The following is a 22,718-nucleotide window of genomic DNA, read 5'->3' on the forward strand; positions in this document are numbered from 1 at the left end:
CAGCCTGCGGCAGCTCCTGCATGGATTGTCGAACACCCTGTAGGAGCTGCCGCAGGCTGCGATCTTTTTGCTTTAATTTTTCGCCTGCAACGCCTCAAGCTTCGCCATCACCCCCGCCGCCGTCTGTTCGCCCATCAACTGCTCACGCACCTTGCCCTTGTTATCGATGATGTACGTCACCGGCAACGCCTCACTGCGCGGCAGCTCGAACAGCTCGGTCGGGTCCTGGGCCAGCACCGTGAACTTGATCCCCAGCTTCTCGCTCGCGCCCTTCAGCTCTTGCCCCTGGACGTTGTCGAAGTTGACCCCGAACACACCGATTTTCTTGTCCTTGAGCTGCTCGGCCAGGGTGTTCAACTCCGGGATCTCGGTACGGCAAGGCCCACACCATTCTGCCCAGTAGTTGAGTACCAGCCATTTGCCGTCCAGTCGGTCGGCGGCGATTTTATGACCGTCCTGGTCGATGCCATAGTCATTCCCGCAGCCCCCCAGCATCAACGTTCCGATGATCGCCAATGCCGCTGCCAGTCGCCTTGTCATGTCGTGTTCCTTGTCAAAAATTGAATGCGCTTGCGACCCATCGCCTCTCACGGTTCTGGATTGCGCGCCACACAGTTAGAATAGCCGCCACCTTACGCAAGATGCGACCCGCTCATGACCGATCTGACGCTTTATCACAACCCGCGCTGCTCGAAATCCCGCGGTGCGCTCGAATTGCTTGAAGCCCGTGGCCTGACGCCCACCGTGGTCCGTTACCTGGACACTCCGCTGGACGCCGCGCAAATCCAGAGCCTGCTGGGCAAACTCGGGATCGGCGCCCGGCAATTACTACGCACCGGCGAGGACGAGTACAAGACCCTCAACCTGGCTGACAACAGCCTGAGCGAAGCACAATTGATCGCCGCTATCGCCGCCCACCCGAAACTGATGGAGCGACCGATTCTCGAAGTCGGTGACAAAGCCATCATCGGCCGCCCACCGGAGCAGATCCTGGAATTGTTGCCATGAGTGCGCCGTACATCCTGGTTCTGTACTACAGCCGCAGCGGTTCGACCAACGAAATGGCCCGGCAGATTGCCCGCGGTGTCGAACAGGCCGGGCTTGAAGCGCGCCTGCGCACGGTGCCGGCGATCTCGACCGAATGCGAAGCCGTGTCTGCGCAGATTCCCGACGAAGGCGCGCTGTACGCCAGCCTCGACGACCTGAAGAACTGCGCAGGCCTGGCACTCGGCAGCCCGACCCGCTTCGGTAACATGGCCGCACCGCTCAAGTACTTCCTCGACAGCACCAGCAACCTGTGGCTGACCGGTGCGCTGGTGGGCAAGCCGGCGGGTGTATTCACCTCCACGGCGAGCCTGCACGGTGGCCAGGAAACCACTCTGCTGTCGATGATGCTGCCGTTGCTGCACCACGGCATGCTGATCACCGGCCTGCCCTACAGCGAGTCGGCACTGCTGGAAACCCAGGGCGGCGGCACGCCTTACGGCGCCAGCCACCACGCCGGTGCCGATGGCAAAAGCGGTCTGGACTCACATGAAGTGGCGCTGTGCCGGGCGCTGGGTATGCGCCTGGCGAAGACTGCACAGAAACTGGAGAGCTGAGGTGGCAAAAAAGCCAAAGATTCTGCCCGCCCTCGAATGGCTCGAGCCACGCGTCAAGGCGATGCGTGTCATCAGTCTGCTGTGCTTTTTCGGCCTGGTGGGATTGCTGTGCATCTACTACCTGTTGGTCGCCGACCTGCACGGCGCCCGGCCATGGGTGATTCTGTTGATCGAGCTGGTGCCGTTGCTGATTCTGGCGCCGGGGATGATCATCGGCAGCCCTCGCGGGCATTCGTGGATGTGCTTTGTGGTGAACCTGTATTTCATCAAGGGCGCATTGGCGGCCTATGACCCGAACCGGCAATTCTTCGGTTTGCTGGAGATGGGCGCGAGCCTGGTGGTGTTTTGCTCGGCGCTGTTGTATGTGCGCTGGCGGTATCAGTTGAACCGCAAGCTGGCGGGTGAAGGTGAGATCAGCGTCGCCTGATCTGACGCCTTCGCTGCGATGCGGCGACCCGACAAGCCAGCTCCCACAGGTTTTTGCGTCGATCACACATTTGTGTTTCAACAGAGATCCTGTGGGAGCGGCGGTGCGGCGATCCGACTTGCCCGCGATTGGGGCAACTCGGTCTCAATGATTGACGGTATAAGCCAGCATCATCGAAATCTGGCTCATCGCCCGTCCGCCACTTTCTTCATGCCACTGGTTGAACACGTCCTGCACCAACGCCAGGTCGCGCAGGCTGCTCGGCACCTTGTCGATGATGTCCTGCGCATTCAGCGCCGCCACCACGTCATAGCTCGGTACAAAAGTGTCCTTGCCGATCATGCGCAAGAAGCGCGGGGCGGACAGCCCACCCAACTGATGTCCGCGCTTTTTCAGAAAGGTCCAGAGCCCGACGATATCGGTCACCGGCCAATCGGCGATCAGCGCGCCGAAGCTGCCCTTTTCATGGGCCACGTCCAGTATGAACTGCGCATTGCGCGGCACACTCTTGAGCTTGCCCAGGTGGCGGATGATCCGCGTGTCCTGCATCAGCCGTTCCAGGTGCTCGGCGCTCATCAGCACGACTTTTTCCGGGTCGAACTTGAAGAACACTTCTTCGAAGGCCGGCCACTTGGCATCCACCAGGCTGTGCTTGAGTCCGGCACGGAATACCCGTAGTGCCATCATCGAAAGATAGCGATCGTCGCTGATCTTGCGCAGTTGCGCCGGGGTCTTTGGAACGGGCAGATGGGCTTCCAGTTCAGCCGCCGAACCGAAGCGGTTCAGGCAGTACTCGTTCAGCCACTTGTAGTCGCGCATGCCCTCTCCAATAATCTGAAATAAAACGAAAAAACCTGTGGGAGCGAGCTTGCTCCGGGCGGCGTTCCGACGATAGCGGTGTGTCAGGCGACATCTCTGTTGACTGATGCACCGCAATCGCGAGCAAGCTCGCTCCCACAGTAATCGGGGTCAGAGGTTGACGACGTTGACGAAGCGCGACGCCGCTGATTCGTCGATCTTCAGATTGGTGAAGTCAAACAGGTTGCGGTCCGCCAATTGCGACGGGATCACGTTCTGCAGGCTGCGGAAAATGCTCTCGGTACGGCCCGGGGTCTTGCGCTCCCAGTCCTGCAGCATTTCCTTGACCACCTGACGCTGCAGGTTCTCCTGGGAACCGCAGAGGTTGCACGGGATGATCGGGAATTGCTTGAGGTCCGAGTAAGCCTGGATGTCTTTTTCGTTGCAGTAGGCCAGCGGGCGGATCACCACGTTACGGCCATCGTCGGCGCGCAGTTTTGGCGGCATGGCCTTGAGCGAACCGTTGAAGAACATGTTCAGGAAGAACGTCTCGACGATGTCGTCGCGGTGGTGACCGAGGGCCATCTTGGTCGCGCCGATTTCGTCGGCGAAGGTGTAGAGCGTTCCGCGACGCAAACGCGAGCACAGCGAGCAGGTGGTCTTGCCTTCCGGGATCAGCTCCTTGACCACCGAGTAAGTGTCTTTCTCGACGATGTGGTACTCGACGCCCAGTTCCTTGAGGTAGGCCGGCAGCACGTGCTCCGGGAAGCCCGGCTGCTTCTGGTCCATGTTCACGGCCACGATCTCGAACTTGATCGGCGCGACCTTCTGCAAGTGCATCAGCACGTCGAGCATGGTGTAGCTGTCCTTGCCACCGGACAGGCAGACCATGACCTTGTCGCCGTCTTCAATCATGTTGAAATCGGCAACCGCCTCACCGGCCAGTCGGCGAAGGCGCTTTTGCAGTTTGTTCTGGTTGACCGTGAGAGTGCCCATGACGCGAAATCCGTGAGGTGTGACGAAAGGCGGGCATTTTACGCAAAAACACCTCAGGGGCGAAGTGCCTCGCCAAAAGGGCTGTTCGGCACAGACCCGTCGGCGATTAACAACCGGGTTTACAGCGCGATTTGCTCTAAAGCCCCTACTCCCTCTGGGGAAACTCCTCCCTATACTGCGACTTAAGGTCGTATACAAATTTCAGACCTGTGACTTGCTTGGCCGCATTGGCCCGTAGGCGCTCCACTGGGGGGCGACGGTAAAGACAAGAGGAGTGACTGGCATGATCCATCACGTAGTGGGGCTTTTCACCCACCCTGACCAAGAATGGAAAGAAATCCGTGGCGACCAGGAGGAAAGCATCGGCCACATGTACCTGACCCATACGCTGATCCTTGCGGCGATCCCCGCCGTGTCTGCCTTTATTGGCACCACGCAGGTCGGCTGGGTCATCGGCAATCGGCCTCCCGTGATGCTGACCGTAGAAAGCGCGATATGGATGACAATCATGTCATACCTGGCGATGCTCGGGGGTGTAGCGGTAATGGGTGCATTCATTCACTGGATGGCCCGCACCTATGACGCCAACCCAAGCCTGGCCCGCTGCATTGCGTTCGCAACCTACACCGCTACGCCGCTGTTCATCGGCGGCCTCGCCGCCCTGTACCCGCACTTGTGGCTGGGGATGATCGTCGGCACCGCAGCTATCTGCTACACGGTGTACTTGCTGTACGTGGGCTTGCCGACATTCATGAACATTCCATCTGACGAGGGCTTCCTGTTTTCAAGTTCGGTGCTCGCCGTAGGCCTGGTGGTGCTGGTCGCCATCATGGCGTTCACCGTGATTGTCTGGGGACTCGGCGTGGGGCCGGTCTACACCAGTTAGCCGCTCATCACGGACAGTCGGCAACGACCGACACAGGCCGCCGCAAGGCGGCCTTTTCATTCTTCAGCAACGAGCAGGCACACGACCATTCGGTACCTTGGCGATTCGCAAGGCCCGAGGGTTGCGGCATACTCGACGTCTCTGGAGATCCATCGAGCATGCCCGAGCAACTCAATACCCGTGTCGAAGACTGTTTCCAACAAGCCGAATCCTTTTTCAAACGACCTTTCAAACGCCCCGTGGTGAGCCTCAAGCTGCGCGGGCAAAAAGCCGGTGTCGCGCATTTGCACGAGAACCTGCTGCGCTTCAATCCGCAGTTGTACCGGGAAAACACCGAAGACTTCCTCAAGCAGACCGTGGCCCATGAGGTCGCGCACCTGATCGCCCATCAGTTGTTCGGCGACCGCATTCAGCCCCATGGCGAAGAGTGGCAATTGATCATGCGCGGCGTGTACGAACTGCCGCCCAACCGCTGCCACACCTATGACGTCAAACGCCGCCGCGTGACCCGCTACATCTACAAATGCCCGTGCGTCGACAGCGACTTCCCGTTTTCCGCCCAGCGCCACAGTCTGGTTCGGCAAGGTCGGCGGTATTTGTGCCGGCGGTGTCGCCATACCTTGGTGTTCAGTGGGGAGATGCGGGTCGAGTAGCGGGATTTTCGGTGTTTGTGCTGCCGCCATCGCTAGCAAGCTCGCTCCCACAGGGGATCTGTGGCGTGACGCARGCCCARTGTGGGAGCGAGCTTGCTCCGGGCGGCGCTCCGACGATGGCGACCTGACAGGCACTAGAGAATCACCTTGGCACGCCGCAACTGTTCGATCCGCTCAATGCTAAACCCCAACTCCCCCAACACCTGATCCGTATGTTGCCCCAGCGCCGCACCGATATGCTTCGGCTCTGGCAAACCATCGGAAAACTTCAACGGACACGCCATCTGCGCCTGGGTCGAGCCATCGCCACGGGGCACGTCGGTCACCAACTCCCGCGCCTGCAGCTGCGGATGACGCAGCGCTTCTCCCAGGCTCAACACTGGCTCGACACAAGCATCCAGCTCCGCGAAAAGCGCGCACAACTCGGCAAAGTCATACTTTTCAAATTCGACCTTCAGCGCGGCTTTAAGCAGTTGCTGATGCGCCGCAGACAGGCCGAGGCCGGCCAGTTCCTCAAGCCCCAACGCCGCGCACAACTGTTTCATGAATGCCGGTTCCAGGCTGCCCACCGACAGCCAGCGCCCATCCCGGGATTGGTAGTAGTCGTAGAAGCTGCCGCCGTTGAGCACCTGGTCTTCCGGCCCCGGCTCGACGCCACAGGCCAGATACCCGGCGCCTGCCAGCGCATTCAGGCTGAACGCGCAGTCGGTCATGCTGACATCCAGGTGCTGGCCCTGACCGGTTTGCTGCCGGGCAATGACCGCAGCCAGCAAGCCTATCACCCCGTGCAGCGAACCACCGGCGACATCCGCCACCTGCATGCCCAACGGCAGCGGCCCACTGTCGGCACGACCTGTGTAACTCGCCACCCCGGACAGGGCCAGGTAGTTGATGTCATGGCCGGCGCGGTCCTTGTAGGGGCCGGTCTGGCCGTAGCCGGTGATCGACACATAAATCAATTTGGGATTGATCGCCTTCAGGGCTTCGTAGCCCAGGCCCAGACGTTCCATGACACCCGGGCGAAACTGCTCGAGCACAATGTCGTAGTCCTGTAGCAACGACCTGATCACCTCAAGCGCCTCAGGCTGTTTGAGGTCCAGGGCGAGGCTGCGTTTGTTGCGGTTGAGGTAGGCATGACTGGCTGACACGCCTTGATCATGGGGCGGCAACACCCGCAGCAGATCCATGCGGGTCGGTGATTCGATGCGCAGCACCTCGGCGCCCATGTCCGCCAGCAGCAACGAGGCGAACGGCCCCGGCAGCAGTGTCGAGAAATCCAGAACCTTGAGTGATGCCAGTGGACCGAGCATGAGCGTTCTCCCTATACGATGCCCCCAGACTAGGCAGCCGAACGCATTGCAGCAATCACCTTATACGCCACGAGCAGTGACCGTTACGCTCAATCGCCGGGCATGAAAAAACCCGCCGAAGCGGGTTTTTTGATTACAACAAGGCTTACTTGGCGTTAGTCGGGGTTACCCCTTCGACGTGGCCCAGAACATCGTCTTTAGGCTCGTCGGCAATGCCGCGACCGCCCGAAGCCAGTTCGGCTTGCAGCACGTCGGTGTCCAGTTCCTTGACCCACTTGGCCACAACGATGGTGGCCACGGCGTTGCCGACCAGGTTGGTCAGTGCACGGGCTTCGGACATGAAGCGGTCGATACCGAGGATCAGCGCCAGGCCGGCGACCGGCAGGTGGCCGACGGCGGACAGGGTCGCAGCCAGTACGATGAAACCGCTACCGGTCACACCCGCAGCGCCTTTGGAGGACAGCAGCAACACCACCAGCAGGGTGATCTGGTGCGTGATGTCCATGTGGGTGTCGGTAGCCTGGGCAATGAACACCGCGGCCATGGTCAGGTAGATGGCAGTACCGTCGAGGTTGAACGAGTAGCCGGTCGGAATCACCAGGCCTACCACGGATTTCTGCGCACCCAGACGCTCCATCTTGACCAGCATGCGTGGCAGCACCGATTCCGAAGAAGAAGTACCGAGCACGATCAGCAGTTCTTCACGGATGTAGCGGATCATCTTCAGCACGCTGAAGCCATGCATGCGAGCGATGGAGCCCAGCACGATCAGGATGAACAGCAGGCAAGTGATGTAGAAGCAGGCCATCAGTTGACCCAGTTGCACCAGCGAGCCGACACCGTAGGCACCGATGGTGAAGGCCATGGCACCGAAGGCACCGATCGGCGCGAGCTTCATGATCATGTTGATGATGTTGAACATCACATGGGCGAAGCGATCGATGAAGTCCAGCAGCGGCTTGCCGTAGGCACCCAGGCGATGCAGGGCGAAACCGAAGATCACCGAGAACATCAGCACTTGCAGGATGTCGCCCGTGGCGAATGCGCCAACGATGGTGGCCGGGATCACATTGAGGAGGAAGCCGATGACACTTTGATCAGCACCAGCCGCTACGTAGGTAGCGACTTTGGAGGCATCCAGGGTGCTTACGTCGATGTGCATGCCAGCGCCTGGCTGCACGACGTTGACCACGACCAGCCCCACCAGCAAAGCGATGGTCGAAACGATTTCAAAGTAAAGGAGTGCGTAACCGCCAGTCTTGCCGACCGCTTTCATGTCCTGCATGCCGGCGATTCCGCTGACGACGGTGCAGAAGATGATAGGGGCGATGATCATTTTGATCAGTTTGATGAACCCGTCACCCAGCGGTTTTACCGCCACACCGAGCTGCGGATAGAAGTGACCGAGCAAAATACCGATGACAATTGCAACGATCACCTGGAAATACAGGGATTTGTACAGTGGCTGACGAGTCGTCATTGCAAAGTTCCTCAAGGGTGCCCGGTGACAACATCCATCTGTTGCCCGCAACACCGCAATTGCGAACCCTCCTGCACTGGAGGGATTTGTTTTTTCGAGCTGCGCATCGGCAGGCATCTGCACGTTGTATCGCAAGGCCCGTGCCACCTTCCCTAAAAGCCCTGCAAGCCTTTTGATAGCAGGGGTTGCAGCGAATTCCCTGTCACCGAACGGTTACAAGCATATGGCGGATTTCCGCCCTTCCATTAAAAGTCGTCCTGTTATTTGGCGGATATCCGCCCTGTTCATGCCCACGGTGCGCAGCTAACATCCGTCGATCAACGGTCAGATCTGCTGCCATGCGCGAACGCACCATCGCCAGTCATTTCGCCCGCGCCGCCCTTGGTGGTGCGCGTCGGCACGGCTACGACTATTGCGGCGTGCTACAACAACTGGGGATCAGCCCCGAGTTGCTGGACGAGCCCCGGGCACGCATCGCGCCTGAGCAATTCACCCAACTGATCCAGGCGTTATGGCTGGCGCTGGACGACGAGTACCTGGGGTTCGGGCAAACCCCAAGCAGGCCGGGCAGCTTCGCGATGATGTGCCATGCCGTGATTCACTGTCGCAACCTGGATAAGGCACTCAATCGCGGCTTATTGTTTTATAGCCTATTCCCCGGGGCTCCGCGTTTGACCCTGAGCCGAGAAGATGAATGGGTGCGCCTGAGCCTGGACGATTCGCAACTCTGGGACCCCGATCATTTCCTCAGCGAAAGCCTGCTGGTGATCTGGCACCGTTTCGGCAGCTGGCTGATCGGCCAGCGCATTCGCCTGGAACAGGCCTCGTTCAGCTACCCCCGGCCCGAACACGGCGCCGAGTACGACCTGTTGTTTTCCTGTCCGCTTGAGTTTTCCAGGCCCCAGAGCAGCCTGTTGTTTCACAGCCGCTACCTGGCCATGCCGCTGTTGCAGGACGAACGCACCCTCAAGCATTTCCTCGATCGCTCCCCCGCCGACCTGCTCTCGCGCCCGGATGACGGCGACAGTTTGAGCAGCCGCCTGCGGCGCTTGCTCAGTCGCGACAGTTCACGCTGGCCCGACCTGGAAGCCGTGGCCGCCCACCTGCACATCAGCCCGCAGACCTTGCGCCGACATTTGCGGGAAGAGGGGTCGAGCTTTCAGGAATTGAAGGACCAGTTGCGCCGGGACATCGCGATTTATCACCTGAGCCGCGCTGACCTGTCGTTGCAACAGATCGCCGAGCAGTTGGGGTTTTCCGAACCGTCGGCGTTTCACCGGGCGTTCAAGAAGTGGACGGGGCTGACACCGGGGGCTTATCGGGCGCAGGAGAGCTGAGTTTCAGCACCCGCGTTGCGCGGTGATCACTGGTGTCATCTCGAACACGCTCGAAAATACCCCGTCCAGGTTTTGCGAACGCTTACTCTAAAGGCGGGATGATCAGTGACAAGCCAGGATAAATTCTATCTGGATGATCCAGCACCGACCTGTTCGCATTAAAGATCAGTGGGTACCTGGCAGCATCACCATAAAACTCTCTGGCAATTCTGGATAATGTATCGCCCCTGACAACCACATACATATTCAACTGACTGACCGGCGGAATGGCCAGTGTGGCCGGTGATTCGAAATCCACATCGCCCAGCAGGTTTATTTGTCCGATGAACCTGCCAAGATTATTGGCCGTGGTCGCGTGTATGTCATGCATGAGCACAATGGAGTTCTTTCTTTTCCTTATTTGCTCAACACCATGGGATACCCAGCCCCCCGGTTGGTAGTTGCCGTTCCAGTCCTGGGTATCCACGCTCCAGAGAACCTGCCGGTACCCCAATTCGGCGACAGTGCGATCGACCATCGCATCGTGAGCGCCATAAGGCGGCCTCATGATCAGGTCCGGCTGCTGATAGGGAGTCAGTGCCTGCTCCGTCTTTTTGATTTGATCGATGATGGTGTCTTTGTCCTGGCCGACCAGCCTTAGATGATCGTAAGTGTGATTGCCGATCCGGTGCCCTTCGCCCAGGATGCGTTTGATACGCTCGCCATGCCTGGCAACCAGATTGCCAACGATAAAAAACGTTGCCTTGATATCAAACAGCTCCAGTGTTTCGAGCACGGTTTCGGTCTGGGTTTGCCGAGGACCGTCGTCAAACGTCAGCCAAACTTTCTTCCTTTCCATTTTTATCTCCTTTGGTGGCTTGTAACGCTTCAACCCATATCCGCTCATGCACCACCCCAGGCTCTGTGTGTGTGCATGTCGTGAACAAGGCGAGGCTTATTACCTGCCACCCAGCGGCTGAGCGCCAACAAAACATTGTTGCCGGTCGTTTAACGCTTGATGCCCGCTGCGGCCCGAAAATATCACTATCGAATACCCGTTCAAACCACCGGAAAAAGAATCCGGAACGCCGCACCGCCCATCGGTGAATCGCCCAAGGTCAGCTTGGCGCTGTAGCTCTCGATGATGTCCTTGACCACCGCCAGGCCGATGCCCTGCCCCGGGTGCTGGCGATCCAGACGCTCTCCGCGTTCGAGAATCCGTGCGCGCTGATTTTGTGGTACGCCGGGGCCGTCATCCTCGACACACAACTCGGTGCCGCTGAGAGTTTCACGCACACTGATGCGTACTTCGCCCAGGCACAGGCGATAGGCGTTTTCCAGCAAATTGCCCATCATCTCCAATAGGGCGCCTTGCTCGATCGGTACGTAACACGGGTCGGGCAAATCGAACGCGACGTGCACGCGCTTGTCGCGATAGACCTTGTCCAGTGTGTCGCACAGGCTTTTCAATACCGGGTGCAAGCGCACCTGATGACGTACCAGACCACTTTTGCGCAGGCTGGCGCGCTGCAATTGGTAGCTGATCTGCTGGCTCATGCGTTCGATCTGGGTTTGCAGCACCCAGGCCTGATCGCGATCCTCAGGACGCTGGGCCAGGTCTTCACTGACGCCTTGCAGCACCGCCAGCGGCGTTTTCAGGCTATGGGCCAGGTCATCGAGGGAATCACGGTAGCGACTGCGCTGCTCACGCTCACTGTGCAGCAAACGGTTGAGAGAACCGGTCAGGCGCAGCAATTCCCGGGGATGTTCCTCACTGAGGCTTTCGCGGGTGCCACCTTCGATCTGGTCCAGCTCCTGGCTCAAGCGCCGCAATGCCTGCAAGCCCCAGGTCAGACCGATCCACAGCAACGCCAGCAGCACCAGCAGTGCCGCGCCAAAACCCAGATAAAGATTTTCCCGAAGGCCTTCGAGGGTCAGTTCGTACTCGCGAACGGGCTGCAGCGCCACGATGCTGAAGGCCGCACTTTTGCCGCCGAGCAACTTGACCTCGACGTCGTAGACAAAGAACTCCTGGCCATTGGCTTCGCGAATCCGCGCAAACTCGCTGCCACGCCCGTCGTAGCGCGGCTTGTAATTGATGCGTTCTTCCTGGGTCGCCTTCGAACGCCAGACCAGATGCCCTTCCCGGTCATAGATGTAGCCAAGCAATCGGCTGTCGGTGAGGTTGAAGCGTTCGTCAGGCAATTGCGCCGGCATCTGCAGGCTGTTGTTCTCCACCCGGGCGGCGGAGATCAACGTGGTCACGTCCGATGCCAGACGCTGCTCGATGGAGTCCTGCAAGGCCAGGCTGAAGGCACCCTGCATCGCCGGCAGCAGCGCCAGCATGAACAAAACCGCCAATAGCGTGGCGGCGAGCATCAAGCGAATGCGCAGCGAGCGAATCAAGTGCAACGCTCATTGAACAGGTAGCCCAGGCCGCGCACGGTGTCGATCGGTTTGAACCCGCCCGGCCCCTCCAGTTTGCGGCGCAGACGGCCGACCAGCACCTCGATCACATTCGGATCGCGCTCGTCGTCATCCGGGTAGAGCTGTTCCATCAAGCGGTCCTTGGGCACCACTTGCTGGTGATGGCGCATCAGGTATTCGAGGATGCGGTACTCATACGCGGTCAGTGCCAGCGGCTGTTCATCGAGGGACGCCTGCTTGCGGTTCAGATCCAGCAGCAACGGGCCAGCGACGATGGTCGACTGGGTGAAACCGCTGGAGCGGCGCAGCAAGGCATTCAGGCGGGCCTCCAGTTCTTCGAACTGAAACGGCTTGACCACGTAATCGTCGGCACCGGCGGCCAGGCCTTCGACCTTGTCCTGCCAGTTGCCGCGCGCGGTGAGGATCAGGATCGGGAAAGTCTTGCCACTTGAGCGCAACTGGCGGATCAGGTCGAGGCCGCTCATGCCCGGCAGCCCGAGGTCGATCACCGCCAGGTCAAAGTTGAACTGCGCGGTCTGGTACAGCGCCTCCTCGGCGTTGGCCACGGACTCGACCACGTGGCCGCTCTCCGTCAGGCGGGTTTTCAGGTGATGACGCAGCAACGCTTCATCTTCGACGACCAGCAGTTTCATAACGCTCTCCCGGGCAAATCAACATCTCCAGAGGCGCAACGTCGCACCTCAATAGCTAACACGGCAACGCTGGATCAACCACCACGGTTGATCCAGCGCAGGCTGCTCACGAAACGCTAGTCAAAAAGCGTAGTTGGCGGACAGGTAAGTCTGGGCGCTGCTGGTCAGGTCCAGCGAACCCTGCTTGCTGCCACCGCGCGCACTCATCTCGGTGCTGGCGTTGCTGCGCAGGTAACGGTAACCCAGTTCCACCGAGGTGTTCTGCGAAACCTGTTGCAGCACACCCACCTGGCCACCGATGGCATAGCCGATATTGCTGTCGCGGCTGAAGCCTGGCGACTCCTGAGTCATTTTGGTCAGGCCGGCCGTGGCGCCACCGAACAGTTTGGTGCCGCCGCCCACCGGGTAGAACAGATCGTAGCTGCCCAGGAGGTTTTCCTGACGCAGTTTAATGCCATTGTGCGAGCCCGACACGTTGTCGTAGGTGGCGTAGTACCGGCCCTTGGTATTTTGCTGGCCCAGACGAACACCCCAGGTAGTGTCCTTGCCGATCACGCCATCGGCATTCGGCTGATTAAGGTTGTCGTTCAGGGCGTGGGACTTTTTGACCTTGTCGCTGGTCTGTCCAAGAGTAAGGCTGGCGAAGTTGTCGTTGGACGCGAAGGCTGCAGTGCTTGCGCCCAGAACCGTGATTGCCAGAAGCAGTTTTTTGAATCCAGTCATTGGGGAGTTTCCTTATGTGCCGTTTGTTTTTTGGGTACGGGGCAAGGTTACGCACCCCGCCCTGAACTCCCCCTGAACGCACCCTGAACCTGGGCTGAACCGCCCCTTCCCGATGTTTCGACACGTTTCAACAGGAGTTCCGACCATGCGCATGTTCTTCGCCGTCCTCCTACTGGCCTTGAGCGGGCTCAGCCAGGCCGCCATCCAGACCCGGGAAATCCCCTACCAAAGTGCCGATGGCACGAAAATGATCGGCTATTACGCTTATGACGATGCCATCAAAGGCCCGCGCCCCGGGGTCGTGGTGGTGCATGAGTTCTGGGGCCTGAACGACTACGCCAAGCGTCGCGCCCGGGATCTCGCCGGCCTGGGCTACAGCGCCTTGGCCATTGACATGTACGGCGACGGCAAAAATACCGAGCATCCCAAAGACGCCATGGCGTTCATGCAAGCCGTGGCAAAAGACAGTGCCGTGTCGAGCGCGAGGTTTCAGGCCGGGCTCGACCTGCTGAAAAAACAACCGCAAACCGATCCGCATAAGATCGCCGCCATCGGCTACTGCTTCGGCGGTGGCGTGGTGCTCAATGCCGCAAGACAGGGTGTGCCATTGGCAGGCGTGGTGAGTTTCCATGGCGCGCTGGCGACCAATACACCGGCAACGCCAGGCAGCGTCAAGGCGAAGATCCTTGTGGAACACGGGGCGCTGGACAGCATCGTCACCCCGGAAAACATCACGGCCTTCAAGAGCGAGATGGACAAGGCCGGCGCCGACTACAAATTCGTCAGCCTCGACGGCGCCAGGCACGGCTTCACCAATCCGGATGCCGACCGGCTAAGCCATGGCGATCATGGCGGGCCGGACATTGGCTACAACAAGGCCGCGGATGAAAAGTCGTGGGCGGACATGCAGGCGTTTTTCAAGAAAATCTTCAGCTGACACCGTGCTCTGTGGCGAGGGGTCTTGCGCCCTCGCCACAAAAGCCATCTGCCACTATCCAGTCCCAAGGCAACCCGGCAAAATGTCCGACATGAATTCAGCCCCCGCCCTGCCCGTCTGCTGCACGCCCCTCGATGACCATTGGCCGCTGCCGTTTGTGCTGCCCGATACGGTCCTGCTGGGTACTCACTTCGATAGCGCCCGACTGGCCAGCGATGATTTTCAGCGCAGCGCCGTCGAAGCGCCGGCGAGCATCCAGCGCTCGGTGGCCAAACGGCAGACGGAGTTTCTCGCCGGACGGGTGTGTGCCCGGGCCGCGTTACAGCGGCTCGAAGGTTTGAGCTTCATTCCGGCCATCGGTGAAGACCGGGCGCCGGTCTGGCCTGCTCATATCACTGGCTCGATCACCCATAGCACTGGCCGGGCCGCGGCGATCGTGGCGAACAAAAGCCATTGGCGCGGCCTGGGCATGGATCTGGAAAACCTGCTCAATGCCGAACGGGCCGAACGTCTGGCCGGGGAAATCCTCAATCCGCCGGAGCTACAGCGCATGGCGGCAGGTGGTCACGATCAACGGGCATTGCTGGTCACCCTGACCTTCTCGGTCAAGGAAAGCCTGTTCAAGGCGCTCTATCCGATCGTTCAGCAACGCTTTTATTTCGAACACGCCGAAGTGCTGGAGTGGCGTGAGTCGGGTGAGGTGCGGTTGCGACTGCTCACTGACTTGTCCGGCGAATGGCGCAACGGCACCGAGCTGGATGCGCAGTTCGGGGTCAAGGATGGGCAGTTGTTGAGTTTGGTCAGCATCAAGGCCTGAGGTTTATTGGCGCCTGTTCGGGCCCCATCGCGAGCAAGCTCGCTCCCACACTGGATCTATGTCACGCCACAAATCCCTGTGGGAGCGAGCTTGCTCGCGATGGGGCCGCAACAGACAACACAAGGTTCAACGCTTCTCCTGATTGCGCGGCCAGCTCAGACTGAAACACGCCCCGCCAAGGCTTTTGCTCTTGCCGATCAACGCCCGCCCGCCATGCCAATGGATGATTCGCCGCACGATCGACAACCCCAGCCCATGCCCGCCTGACGCCCGGGTACGGCTGTCGTCGAGACGCAGGAACGGCGTAAAGATCTTCTCCCACGCTGACTCCGGCACACCCGGCCCATCATCTTCGATATCCACCCGGCATCGCTGCTGCCCCACCTGATAGCTGATGGTCACCCGTGATTGCGCGTGGCGCATGGCATTGCTCACCAGGTTCTGGATCGCCCGGTGCAGATAACGCGGTTCAGCCTCGACCCAGGCGTCGTCGTTATCGGCGGCCGACAGGCACAAGCCGCGCTGTACCGTGACGTCGGCGCGCAACGGCGCCAGTTCTTCGATCACCTGATCGACCAAGGCGTCCAGATCGATTCGCTGAAAGTTCAGCGCCGGCGAGCCCTGCTCCAACCGCGCGTAGGTCAGCATCTCGTCCACCAGCCGGTCGAGATCCTCGATGTCGTGGTCCATGCCCTGGCAGTATTTTTCCAGGGCTTGCGGCGTGGTGGCCGAACCGATCATCTCCAGGCCAAAGCGCAGGCGTGCCACCGGCGTGCGCAATTCATGGGACACCGCGCGCACCAGTTCGCGCTGGATCGCCAGCAACTGCTGCAAGTGCTCGGCCATGCCATTGAACGCCGAGGCCAGCCGCCCCACCGAGTCCGCGCCGCGCGCCGGCACGCGGGTTTCCAGACTGCCCTTGGCGATGCGCGTGGCGGCGGCCTCCAGGCCACGCAAGCGTCGCTCGAGCTGACGCACCAACAGATAAACGATCAAGCCGATCAGCGTCAGGCCCAGCGCGGCGATCAGCACCAGCCACTCCGGGGGATAAGGATTCATCTGATACAACGGACCGATTTCCAGGACCCACGGTGTGCCGACCATACCGGCGAACACCCGGATCGAATCGCCGCCCTTGCCCAGCGCCATCACAGTGTCGCCCTCGGACACCCGGCGACTCTGGTCTTCGTCCATGTCCGCCTCGTCAACCGTGACCAGACGCAGGTCGAAACCGAAGCCCTTGTCTTGCTTCAATTGCGCCAGGCGCATGGGCTGGTCGGCGACCGGGGTGCGCACCAGTTCATCGGTCAACAGGTAGATGGTCGCCCGGGCCAGTTGCTCGCTGATCTGCTGCACTTCCCCGGTGAGCATCAACTGTTCCTTGTCGCTGACCAGCTTGAATACCTTCGCCGCATGCGGGCCGGTCTGTTCCACCAGTGCCTGGCCGCGCAGCACACGAGTGCGCTGGGTCAGGTCGAGGTCGGTCTCGGCAAAGTTTTTCAGCGCCAGCGGAATGCCGAGCAGCCGCTCCCATACCAGCAAGGCCCGGTGGCGTTCGGTCTGGTTCATCGGTTGCAGGTTGTCGGCCATCAGCGTGAATGTGCCGTGGGCCAGGCGCTCGCGGTATTGCTCGCTGCGCACCTGATTGAGCAGGTGCAACGCCAGCACACCGAGCACCGCCACCAGAATCAGCGCAGCACACATGCCGCCATAGATACGCAGGAAGATCGAGTTCACAGGGTCTGGTCTACGCAAGCCTCGGGAACGAACAGATAGCCTTTGCTGCGCACGGTCTTGATCAGCCGTGGATGCTCCGGGTCATCACCGATCTTCGGGCGGATGCGTGAGATGCGCACATCGATGGAGCGGTCCTGACCGTCATAGCCGATGCCCCGCAGTGCGGTGAAGATCTCCTCCCGGGACAGAATGCGCCCGGCATTGGCCACCAACAGCCAGAGCAAGTCGAATTCGGCGCTGGTCAGCTCGATACCGTTGCCCTGCAACCAGGCTTCGCGCAAGGCGTTGTCGACGATCAACGGGCCGAACTGTAGACGCCGCTGTTTTTCCGGGGCGACTTCGGGCGTTTCACTGCGTCGCAGCAACGCCTGGATACGCGCCAGCAACAGGCGCGGGCGTACCGGTTTGCAGACGTAGTCGTCAGCGCCGAGGTCCAGGCCAAGAATCTGATCAGTGTCATCGGTGCGGGCGGTGAGCATCAGGATCGGGCCGTCATAGCGGGCGCGGACCTTGCGGCAAATGCTCAGGCCATCTTCGCCGGGGAGCATCAGGTCGAGGATCACCAGGTCCGGTTGTTCCTTGATGATGCGATTCGCAGCGAGCGCACCATCGCCTTCGATCGATACACGCAGGCCATTGGCTTCCAGGTAATCGCGGGTCAGTTCGGCCAGTCGCTGGTCGTCCTCCACAATCAATACCTGCCAGGCTTCTTGCTCCACGGGTGACCTCTGCTTGCCAAAACGCTAATAAGGAAGGATCCGCCCGTCTTTTTGTAATGATTCGGAGGGACAAATATGTATACACGCTGGGCCGATTGTATAAACGCCGCCCGTCGAGAACACAAGCGGGTAAATGCGTTCGGACGACGCGGTTTTTTGTGATAGGGTTCGCGCCCTTAAAAATCCGCCGAAGCATTTTCGATCATTGAAAAATGCTGAAAAAAGGTCCGGTCCAGCAAGGTCGCGGCCTACACGCCGATTCCCTCTTTCACACACAATTTACGCACAGGTTTATCCACAGGCAGTACGTTGCAATCGCCCCCCAAAACGCATTATCTTGTAGCCCGGCGCTAAAAAAACCCTAGATGTAGGGTTTTGCGCAAAAAAACCAAACACAAACCAGACACCAATTTCAAGCGCTTTTATTGCCTCTGTCCGGTTGAACCATACGTATTTTCGAAAGACCAAACCGCGCATGCGGATGGCTACTGTATTTCGGCCCAGAGTGGTGAAAACGGTACGGGTGTTGCAGTCCCAACTGTCACCTGCAAAGGACCAAGGTTTCAGGCCCAAGGCGTGAGACCAAAGACTTCGGCATGGAAGCGGCGCCCGATAAAGCCCCCTTCCTACTGTCCCGAAGTCGTTATGCCCGGCGCTCGCCGGTTGTAGTGCTTCAGGACGGAACGGTGGGCACCGTGATGGTGCCCAAACAAACATAGAGAATGTGGAGACACTCCCCCATGCAAACCGACACAACTCGCGAGAACCCGCAGGGCACCTTGCCGCAGGCCGCTGATTCGAATTCGGATCTGTCCGCCACCGCGCCTGGCCAACTGCGCGTGATCAAGCGTAACGGCACTGTCGTTCCCTACACCGATGACAAAATCACCGTCGCCATCACCAAAGCGTTCCTCGCAGTTGAAGGCGGCACCGCTGCTGCCTCGTCGCGAATCCACGACACTGTTGCCCGCCTGACCGAACAGGTCACCGCGACCTTCAAGCGTCGCATGCCATCGGGCGGCACCATCCACATCGAAGAAATCCAGGACCAGGTCGAACTGGCCCTGATGCGTGCCGGCGAGCAGAAAGTCGCTCGCGACTACGTGATCTACCGTGACGGTCGTTCGAAAGAACGCGCCGCCCACGCTCCGGCCGAAGAAGCGGTCAACGCTCACCCGTCGATCCGCATCACCCGTGCCGATGGCAGCCTGGCGCCGCTGGACATGGGCCGCCTGAACACCATCGTCACCGAAGCGTGCGAAGGCCTGGAAGAAGTCGACGGCGACCTGATCCAGCGCGAAACCCTGAAGAACCTGTACGACGGCGTGGCCCTGAACGACGTCAACACCGCCCTGGTGATGACTGCCCGTACCCTGGTTGAACGCGAGCCGAACTACTCGTTCGTGACCGCGCGCCTGCTGATGGACACCTTGCGCGGCGAAGGCCTGGGCTTCCTCGGTGTGGCCGAGAGCGCCACCCACCACGAAATGGCCGACCTGTACGCCAAGGCGCTGCCGGCCTACATCGCCAAAGGTATCGAGTTCGAACTGCTGAACCCTGTGCTGGCCACCTTCGACCTGGAAAAACTGGGCAAGGCGATCAACCACGAGCGCGACCAGCAATTCACCTACCTGGGCCTGCAAACCCTGTACGACCGTTACTTCATCCACAAGGATGGCGTGCGTTTCGAACTGCCGCAGATCTTCTTCATGCGCGTGGCCATGGGCCTGGCGATCGAAGAGAAGCACAAAGAAGACCGCGCGATCGAGTTCTACAACCTGTTGTCGTCCTTCGACTACATGGCTTCGACCCCGACCCTGTTCAACGCCGGTACCCTGCGTCCACAGCTGTCGAGCTGCTACCTGACCACCGTGCCGGATGACCTGTCGGGCATCTACCACGCGATCCACGACAACGCCATGCTGTCGAAATTCGCTGGCGGCCTGGGTAACGACTGGACCCCGGTTCGTGCGCTGGGTTCGTACATCAAGGGCACCAACGGCAAATCCCAGGGCGTCGTGCCGTTCCTGAAAGTAGTGAACGACACCGCCGTAGCGGTTAACCAGGGCGGCAAGCGCAAAGGCGCTGTATGTGCCTACCTGGAAACCTGGCACATGGACATCGAAGAGTTCATCGAGCTGCGCAAGAACACCGGTGATGACCGTCGTCGTACCCACGACATGAACACCGCCAACTGGATCCCGGACCTGTTCATGAAGCGCGTCTTCGATGACGGCAAGTGGACCCTGTTCTCGCCGTCCGAAGTACCGGACCTGCACGACCTGACCGGCAAGGCCTTCGAAGAGCGCTACGAGTACTACGAAGCCCTGACCGAGTACCCGGGCAAGGTCAAGCTGTTCAAGACCATCCAGGCCAAAGACCTGTGGCGCAAGATGTTGTCCATGCTGTTCGAAACCGGCCACCCATGGCTGACCTTCAAGGACCCGTGCAACCTGCGCAGCCCGCAGCAGCACGTCGGCGTGGTCCACAGCTCGAACCTGTGCACCGAGATCACCCTGAACACCAACAAGGACGAGATCGCCGTTTGCAACCTGGGCTCGATCAACCTGCCGAACCACATCGTCGACGGCAAGCTGGACACCGCCAAGCTGCAACGCACCGTGAACACCGCCGTGCGCATGCTCGATAACGTGATCGACATCAACTACTACTCGGTGCCGCAAGCGCAGAACTCCAACTTCAAGCACCGTCCGGTCGGACTGGGCATCATGGGCTTCCAGGACGCGCTGTACCTGCAGCACATCCCTTACGGTTCCGATGCTGCCGTCGAGTTCGCCGACAAGTCGATGGAAGCGGTCAGCTACTACGCGATCCAGGCTTCCTGCGACCTGGCCGACGAGCGCGGTTCGTACGAGACGTTCAACGGTTCGCTGTGGTCCAAAGGCATCCTGCCGCTGGATTCGCAACAGATCCTGATCGAGGCCCGTGGCCAGAAGTACATCGATGTCGACCTGAACGAATCCCTGGACTGGGCACCGGTTCGCGCCCGTGTACAGAAAGGCATTCGTAACTCCAACATCATGGCCATCGCACCGACCGCGACCATCGCCAACATCACCGGCGTCTCGCAGTCGATCGAACCGACCTACCAGAACCTCTATGTGAAATCGAACCTGTCGGGCGAATTCACCGTGATCAACCCGTACCTGGTTCGCGACCTGAAGGCTCGCGGTCTGTGGGATTCGGTCATGATCAACGACCTGAAGTACTACGACGGTTCGGTGCAGCAGATCGAGCGCATCCCGCAAGAACTCAAAGAGCTCTACGCGACCGCCTTCGAAGTGGACACCAAGTGGATCGTCGACGCGGCAAGCCGTCGTCAGAAGTGGATCGACCAGGCTCAGTCGCTGAACCTGTACATCGCTGGCGCTTCGGGCAAGAAGCTGGACGTGACCTACCGCATGGCCTGGTACCGTGGCCTGAAAACCACTTACTACCTCCGTGCCCTGGCCGCGACCAGCACCGAGAAGTCGACCATCAACACCGGCAAGCTGAACGCTGTTTCCAGCGGCGGCAACCACGGTGACGACTCGGTCCTGGCAGCGCCTGCCGGCCCTGCTCCAGTGCCGAAGGCTTGCGCCATCGACGAGCCGGATTGCGAAGCTTGCCAATAAGCTGAGCCGGTAAGCGTCGCAAGGCGCTTACTCGAAACCCCCGATCAGCCTCTGGCGGGTCGGGGGTTTTCTTTTGCCTGTAAGAAATTAGTGGCTGGACTGGCCTCATCGCGAGCAAGCTCGCTCCCACAGTTGATCGTGTTTATCAGGAAAGACTCGGTCCCCTGTGGGAGCGAGCTTGCTCGCGATGAGGCCATCACATCCAACACAAAACCTCAGATCACAAAAAAGCCCCTCTGATGAGGGGCTCCTTGCACAGCACAATCCAGCATCAAGTCATCTGAATGATGGTCTGCATGATGGTGCTCTGGGTGGAGATGGTCTTGGCGTTCGCCTGGTAGTTGCTCTGCGCCTTGATCAGGTCGACCAGTTCGTTGGTCAGATTGACGTTGGACTCTTCCAGGGAGTTCGAAACGATGGAACCCAGAGTTCCGGTTTCCGGTGCATCGTAACCAGGAATGCCCGATGCGTAGGTTTCTTTCCAGCTGGTACCGCCTACCGGTTGCAGGCCTTGCTCGTTGGTAAAGCTGGCCAGGGAGATCTGGCCGATCGGCTTGGTCTGGTTGTTGCTGAAGTTGGCCAGCAACACACCGCTGCCGTCGATGGTCAGGTTGGTGATCTGGCCAGTGGCGTAACCGTTCTGTGCCGGAATCGAACGCGCGGTGTCGGCGTTGAACTGGGTGGTGCTGGCCATGGCGATGGTCAATCCAGCCGGATCGGCTGCGGCGCCGTTGGCTGTCCAGACGCCATTGGTGACACTGCCCGGGGTCCAGTTGGTGATTTTCAGGTCACTGCTGATCACCGAAGTCGGTGGCGTGGTTGGCGGCGTCACCGGCGTGCTGACCGAAGTCAGTTTACCGGTGGAATCGAACGACATGGTCGAAGCAACCGGAGCGGTAACGGTAGGATCACTGCCATCCGGGTTGCGACCATCGATCAGCGTGTAGGTGTCCCAAGTGTTCGCTCCAGTCTTGACCATGTATTGATCCATGGTGTGCTGGTTACCCTGGGTATCGAAGATCGGAGTACTGAACGACTTGGTGAAGGTCTCGGTCTTGGACGGGTCGAACTTGTTCGCCGCAACCGTCTGGTCGATCACCGCCGAGGTGGAGTTCAGGTTGATCGTCGACGACACGGTGCTGGTGGACTTCGGCGCCAGGTTGGAGGTGTCGATTCGCAGGTCGGTCAGCACGCCATTGACGATCTTGCCGTTGGAGTCCACACCGTAACCTTGCAGGCGGGCAGTGCCGTCGCTGTTGGTGACGTAGCCTTCCTTGTCAGTCTTGAATGTACCGGCACGGGTGTAGGTCAGCGAACCGTTGTTGCTCAGGACGAAGAAACCGTTGCCCTGGATACCCATGTCGAGCACGTTGCCGGTGTTGCTCACGTCACCCTGACCGAACTGTTGGGAAACGTTGGCCAGGCGCACGCCGTTGCCGACGGTCTTGCTGCCGGTGCCCAGGCGGGTCGCCGAGTACACGTCTTCGAATTCTGCACGGGACGATTTGAAACCGGTGGTCGCGACGTTGGCGATGTTGTTGCCGGTCACGTCCAGTTGTTTATTGGCTGCATAGAGACCGCTAAGGCCGATATTGAAAGACAT

At 59.9% G+C, this 22,718-nt stretch carries 21 protein-coding genes; 9 read left to right on the top strand and 12 right to left on the bottom strand.

The genetic code is table 11. The features are described from left to right. Window positions 1-72: 72 nt before the first annotated feature. Window positions 73-540: a TlpA disulfide reductase family protein gene (locus tag AC1DRN_RS07715; RefSeq protein ID WP_223459724.1), complete on the bottom strand. Its 468-nt coding sequence runs from the start codon at window positions 538-540 to the stop codon at window positions 73-75. 114 nt (window positions 541-654) lie between these two features. Here AC1DRN_RS07715 and arsC point away from each other — a divergent pair, with 114 nt between their 5' ends. From arsC to AC1DRN_RS07730, 3 genes are read left to right on the top strand one after another with little or no spacing between them, the layout of a single operon-like run. Further along, the gene (arsC, locus tag AC1DRN_RS07720) at window positions 655-1,008 is read left to right on the top strand and encodes an arsenate reductase (glutaredoxin) (RefSeq protein WP_223459726.1); all 354 of its coding nucleotides are present in this window, start codon (window positions 655-657) and stop codon (window positions 1,006-1,008) included. After that, complete coding sequence (gene wrbA / locus AC1DRN_RS07725) at window positions 1,005-1,601, top strand: NAD(P)H:quinone oxidoreductase (RefSeq protein WP_223459728.1); 597 nt, start codon at window positions 1,005-1,007, stop codon at window positions 1,599-1,601. Before arsC ends, wrbA begins: the two co-directional genes overlap by 4 nt. Window position 1,602: 1 nt before the next feature. After that, window positions 1,603-2,028, top strand: coding sequence for a DUF2069 domain-containing protein (locus tag AC1DRN_RS07730; RefSeq protein WP_223459731.1), 426 nt, complete (start codon window positions 1,603-1,605; stop codon window positions 2,026-2,028). Between the two features lie 144 nt (window positions 2,029-2,172). Here AC1DRN_RS07730 and AC1DRN_RS07735 read toward each other — a convergent pair whose 3' ends face one another. Together AC1DRN_RS07735 and ttcA are read right to left on the bottom strand one after the other, a co-directional pair. After that, entirely contained in the window at window positions 2,173-2,847 is a 675-nt protein-coding gene (locus tag AC1DRN_RS07735; RefSeq protein ID WP_223459733.1) for a DNA-3-methyladenine glycosylase I, read from the bottom strand. 150 nt (window positions 2,848-2,997) lie between these two features. Further along, window positions 2,998-3,822: a tRNA 2-thiocytidine(32) synthetase TtcA gene (gene ttcA / locus AC1DRN_RS07740; protein WP_223459736.1), complete on the bottom strand. Its 825-nt coding sequence runs from the start codon at window positions 3,820-3,822 to the stop codon at window positions 2,998-3,000. A gap of 283 nt (window positions 3,823-4,105) precedes the next feature. Between ttcA and AC1DRN_RS07745 the strand changes: the two genes are divergently transcribed. Both AC1DRN_RS07745 and AC1DRN_RS07750 read left to right on the top strand, forming a co-directional pair. Next, window positions 4,106-4,708 (top strand): Yip1 family protein, encoded by a 603-nt coding sequence (locus AC1DRN_RS07745; protein WP_108215276.1) that lies wholly within the window; start codon window positions 4,106-4,108, stop codon window positions 4,706-4,708. Between the two features lie 158 nt (window positions 4,709-4,866). Continuing rightward, entirely contained in the window at window positions 4,867-5,361 is a 495-nt protein-coding gene (locus AC1DRN_RS07750; protein ID WP_223459738.1) for a SprT family zinc-dependent metalloprotease, read from the top strand. Window positions 5,362-5,495: 134 nt separating this feature from the next. On the opposite strand, the gene AC1DRN_RS07755 is transcribed toward AC1DRN_RS07750, so the two are convergent. Together AC1DRN_RS07755 and AC1DRN_RS07760 are read right to left on the bottom strand one after the other, a co-directional pair. After that, window positions 5,496-6,671: a CaiB/BaiF CoA transferase family protein gene (locus AC1DRN_RS07755; RefSeq protein ID WP_223459740.1), complete on the bottom strand. Its 1,176-nt coding sequence runs from the start codon at window positions 6,669-6,671 to the stop codon at window positions 5,496-5,498. Between the two features lie 145 nt (window positions 6,672-6,816). After that, entirely contained in the window at window positions 6,817-8,151 is a 1,335-nt protein-coding gene (locus tag AC1DRN_RS07760; RefSeq protein WP_223459743.1) for a dicarboxylate/amino acid:cation symporter, read from the bottom strand. Between the two features lie 338 nt (window positions 8,152-8,489). On the opposite strand from AC1DRN_RS07760, the gene AC1DRN_RS07765 reads away from it, so the two are divergent. Further along, complete coding sequence (locus AC1DRN_RS07765; RefSeq protein ID WP_223459745.1) at window positions 8,490-9,488, top strand: AraC family transcriptional regulator; 999 nt, start codon at window positions 8,490-8,492, stop codon at window positions 9,486-9,488. Window positions 9,489-9,570: 82 nt separating this feature from the next. Here AC1DRN_RS07765 and AC1DRN_RS07770 read toward each other — a convergent pair whose 3' ends face one another. From AC1DRN_RS07770 to AC1DRN_RS07785, 4 genes are all read right to left on the bottom strand, one after another. Continuing rightward, window positions 9,571-10,326, bottom strand: a complete 756-nt coding sequence (locus tag AC1DRN_RS07770) for a polysaccharide deacetylase family protein (protein ID WP_223459747.1) — start codon at window positions 10,324-10,326, stop codon at window positions 9,571-9,573. Window positions 10,327-10,526: 200 nt separating this feature from the next. After that, window positions 10,527-11,873 (bottom strand): ATP-binding protein, encoded by a 1,347-nt coding sequence (locus AC1DRN_RS07775; protein ID WP_223459749.1) that lies wholly within the window; start codon window positions 11,871-11,873, stop codon window positions 10,527-10,529. After that, window positions 11,870-12,547, bottom strand: a complete 678-nt coding sequence (locus tag AC1DRN_RS07780; protein ID WP_108215270.1) for a response regulator transcription factor — start codon at window positions 12,545-12,547, stop codon at window positions 11,870-11,872. Before AC1DRN_RS07780 ends, AC1DRN_RS07775 begins: the two co-directional genes overlap by 4 nt. Window positions 12,548-12,667: 120 nt before the next feature. Continuing rightward, the gene (locus tag AC1DRN_RS07785; protein WP_223459751.1) at window positions 12,668-13,270 is read right to left on the bottom strand and encodes a hypothetical protein; all 603 of its coding nucleotides are present in this window, start codon (window positions 13,268-13,270) and stop codon (window positions 12,668-12,670) included. A gap of 145 nt (window positions 13,271-13,415) precedes the next feature. Here AC1DRN_RS07785 and AC1DRN_RS07790 point away from each other — a divergent pair, with 145 nt between their 5' ends. Both AC1DRN_RS07790 and AC1DRN_RS07795 read left to right on the top strand, forming a co-directional pair. Next, complete coding sequence (locus AC1DRN_RS07790) at window positions 13,416-14,207, top strand: dienelactone hydrolase family protein (protein ID WP_223459753.1); 792 nt, start codon at window positions 13,416-13,418, stop codon at window positions 14,205-14,207. A gap of 91 nt (window positions 14,208-14,298) precedes the next feature. Beyond that, window positions 14,299-15,024: a 4'-phosphopantetheinyl transferase family protein gene (locus tag AC1DRN_RS07795; protein ID WP_223459755.1), complete on the top strand. Its 726-nt coding sequence runs from the start codon at window positions 14,299-14,301 to the stop codon at window positions 15,022-15,024. Window positions 15,025-15,150: 126 nt separating this feature from the next. Here AC1DRN_RS07795 and AC1DRN_RS07800 read toward each other — a convergent pair whose 3' ends face one another. After that, window positions 15,151-16,761 carry an ATP-binding protein gene (locus AC1DRN_RS07800; protein ID WP_223459758.1) on the bottom strand — a complete coding sequence of 537 codons (1,611 nt, stop codon included), beginning with the start codon at window positions 16,759-16,761 and terminating at the stop codon, window positions 15,151-15,153. After that, complete coding sequence (locus AC1DRN_RS07805; protein ID WP_007980115.1) at window positions 16,758-17,480, bottom strand: response regulator; 723 nt, start codon at window positions 17,478-17,480, stop codon at window positions 16,758-16,760. The genes AC1DRN_RS07800 and AC1DRN_RS07805 overlap by 4 nt, the downstream gene beginning before the upstream one ends. 740 nt (window positions 17,481-18,220) lie before the next feature. Here AC1DRN_RS07805 and AC1DRN_RS07810 point away from each other — a divergent pair. Beyond that, window positions 18,221-21,115 carry a ribonucleoside-diphosphate reductase subunit alpha gene (locus tag AC1DRN_RS07810; RefSeq protein ID WP_223459760.1) on the top strand — a complete coding sequence of 965 codons (2,895 nt, stop codon included), beginning with the start codon at window positions 18,221-18,223 and terminating at the stop codon, window positions 21,113-21,115. A 271-nt stretch (window positions 21,116-21,386) separates the two neighbouring features. Here AC1DRN_RS07810 and flgE read toward each other — a convergent pair whose 3' ends face one another. After that, on the bottom strand, window positions 21,387-22,718 hold the full coding sequence (gene flgE, locus AC1DRN_RS07815; RefSeq protein WP_317851118.1) for a flagellar hook protein FlgE: 1,332 nt from the start codon (window positions 22,716-22,718) through the stop codon (window positions 21,387-21,389).

It is taken from the genome of Pseudomonas sp. P5_B3 (assembly GCF_056400405.1).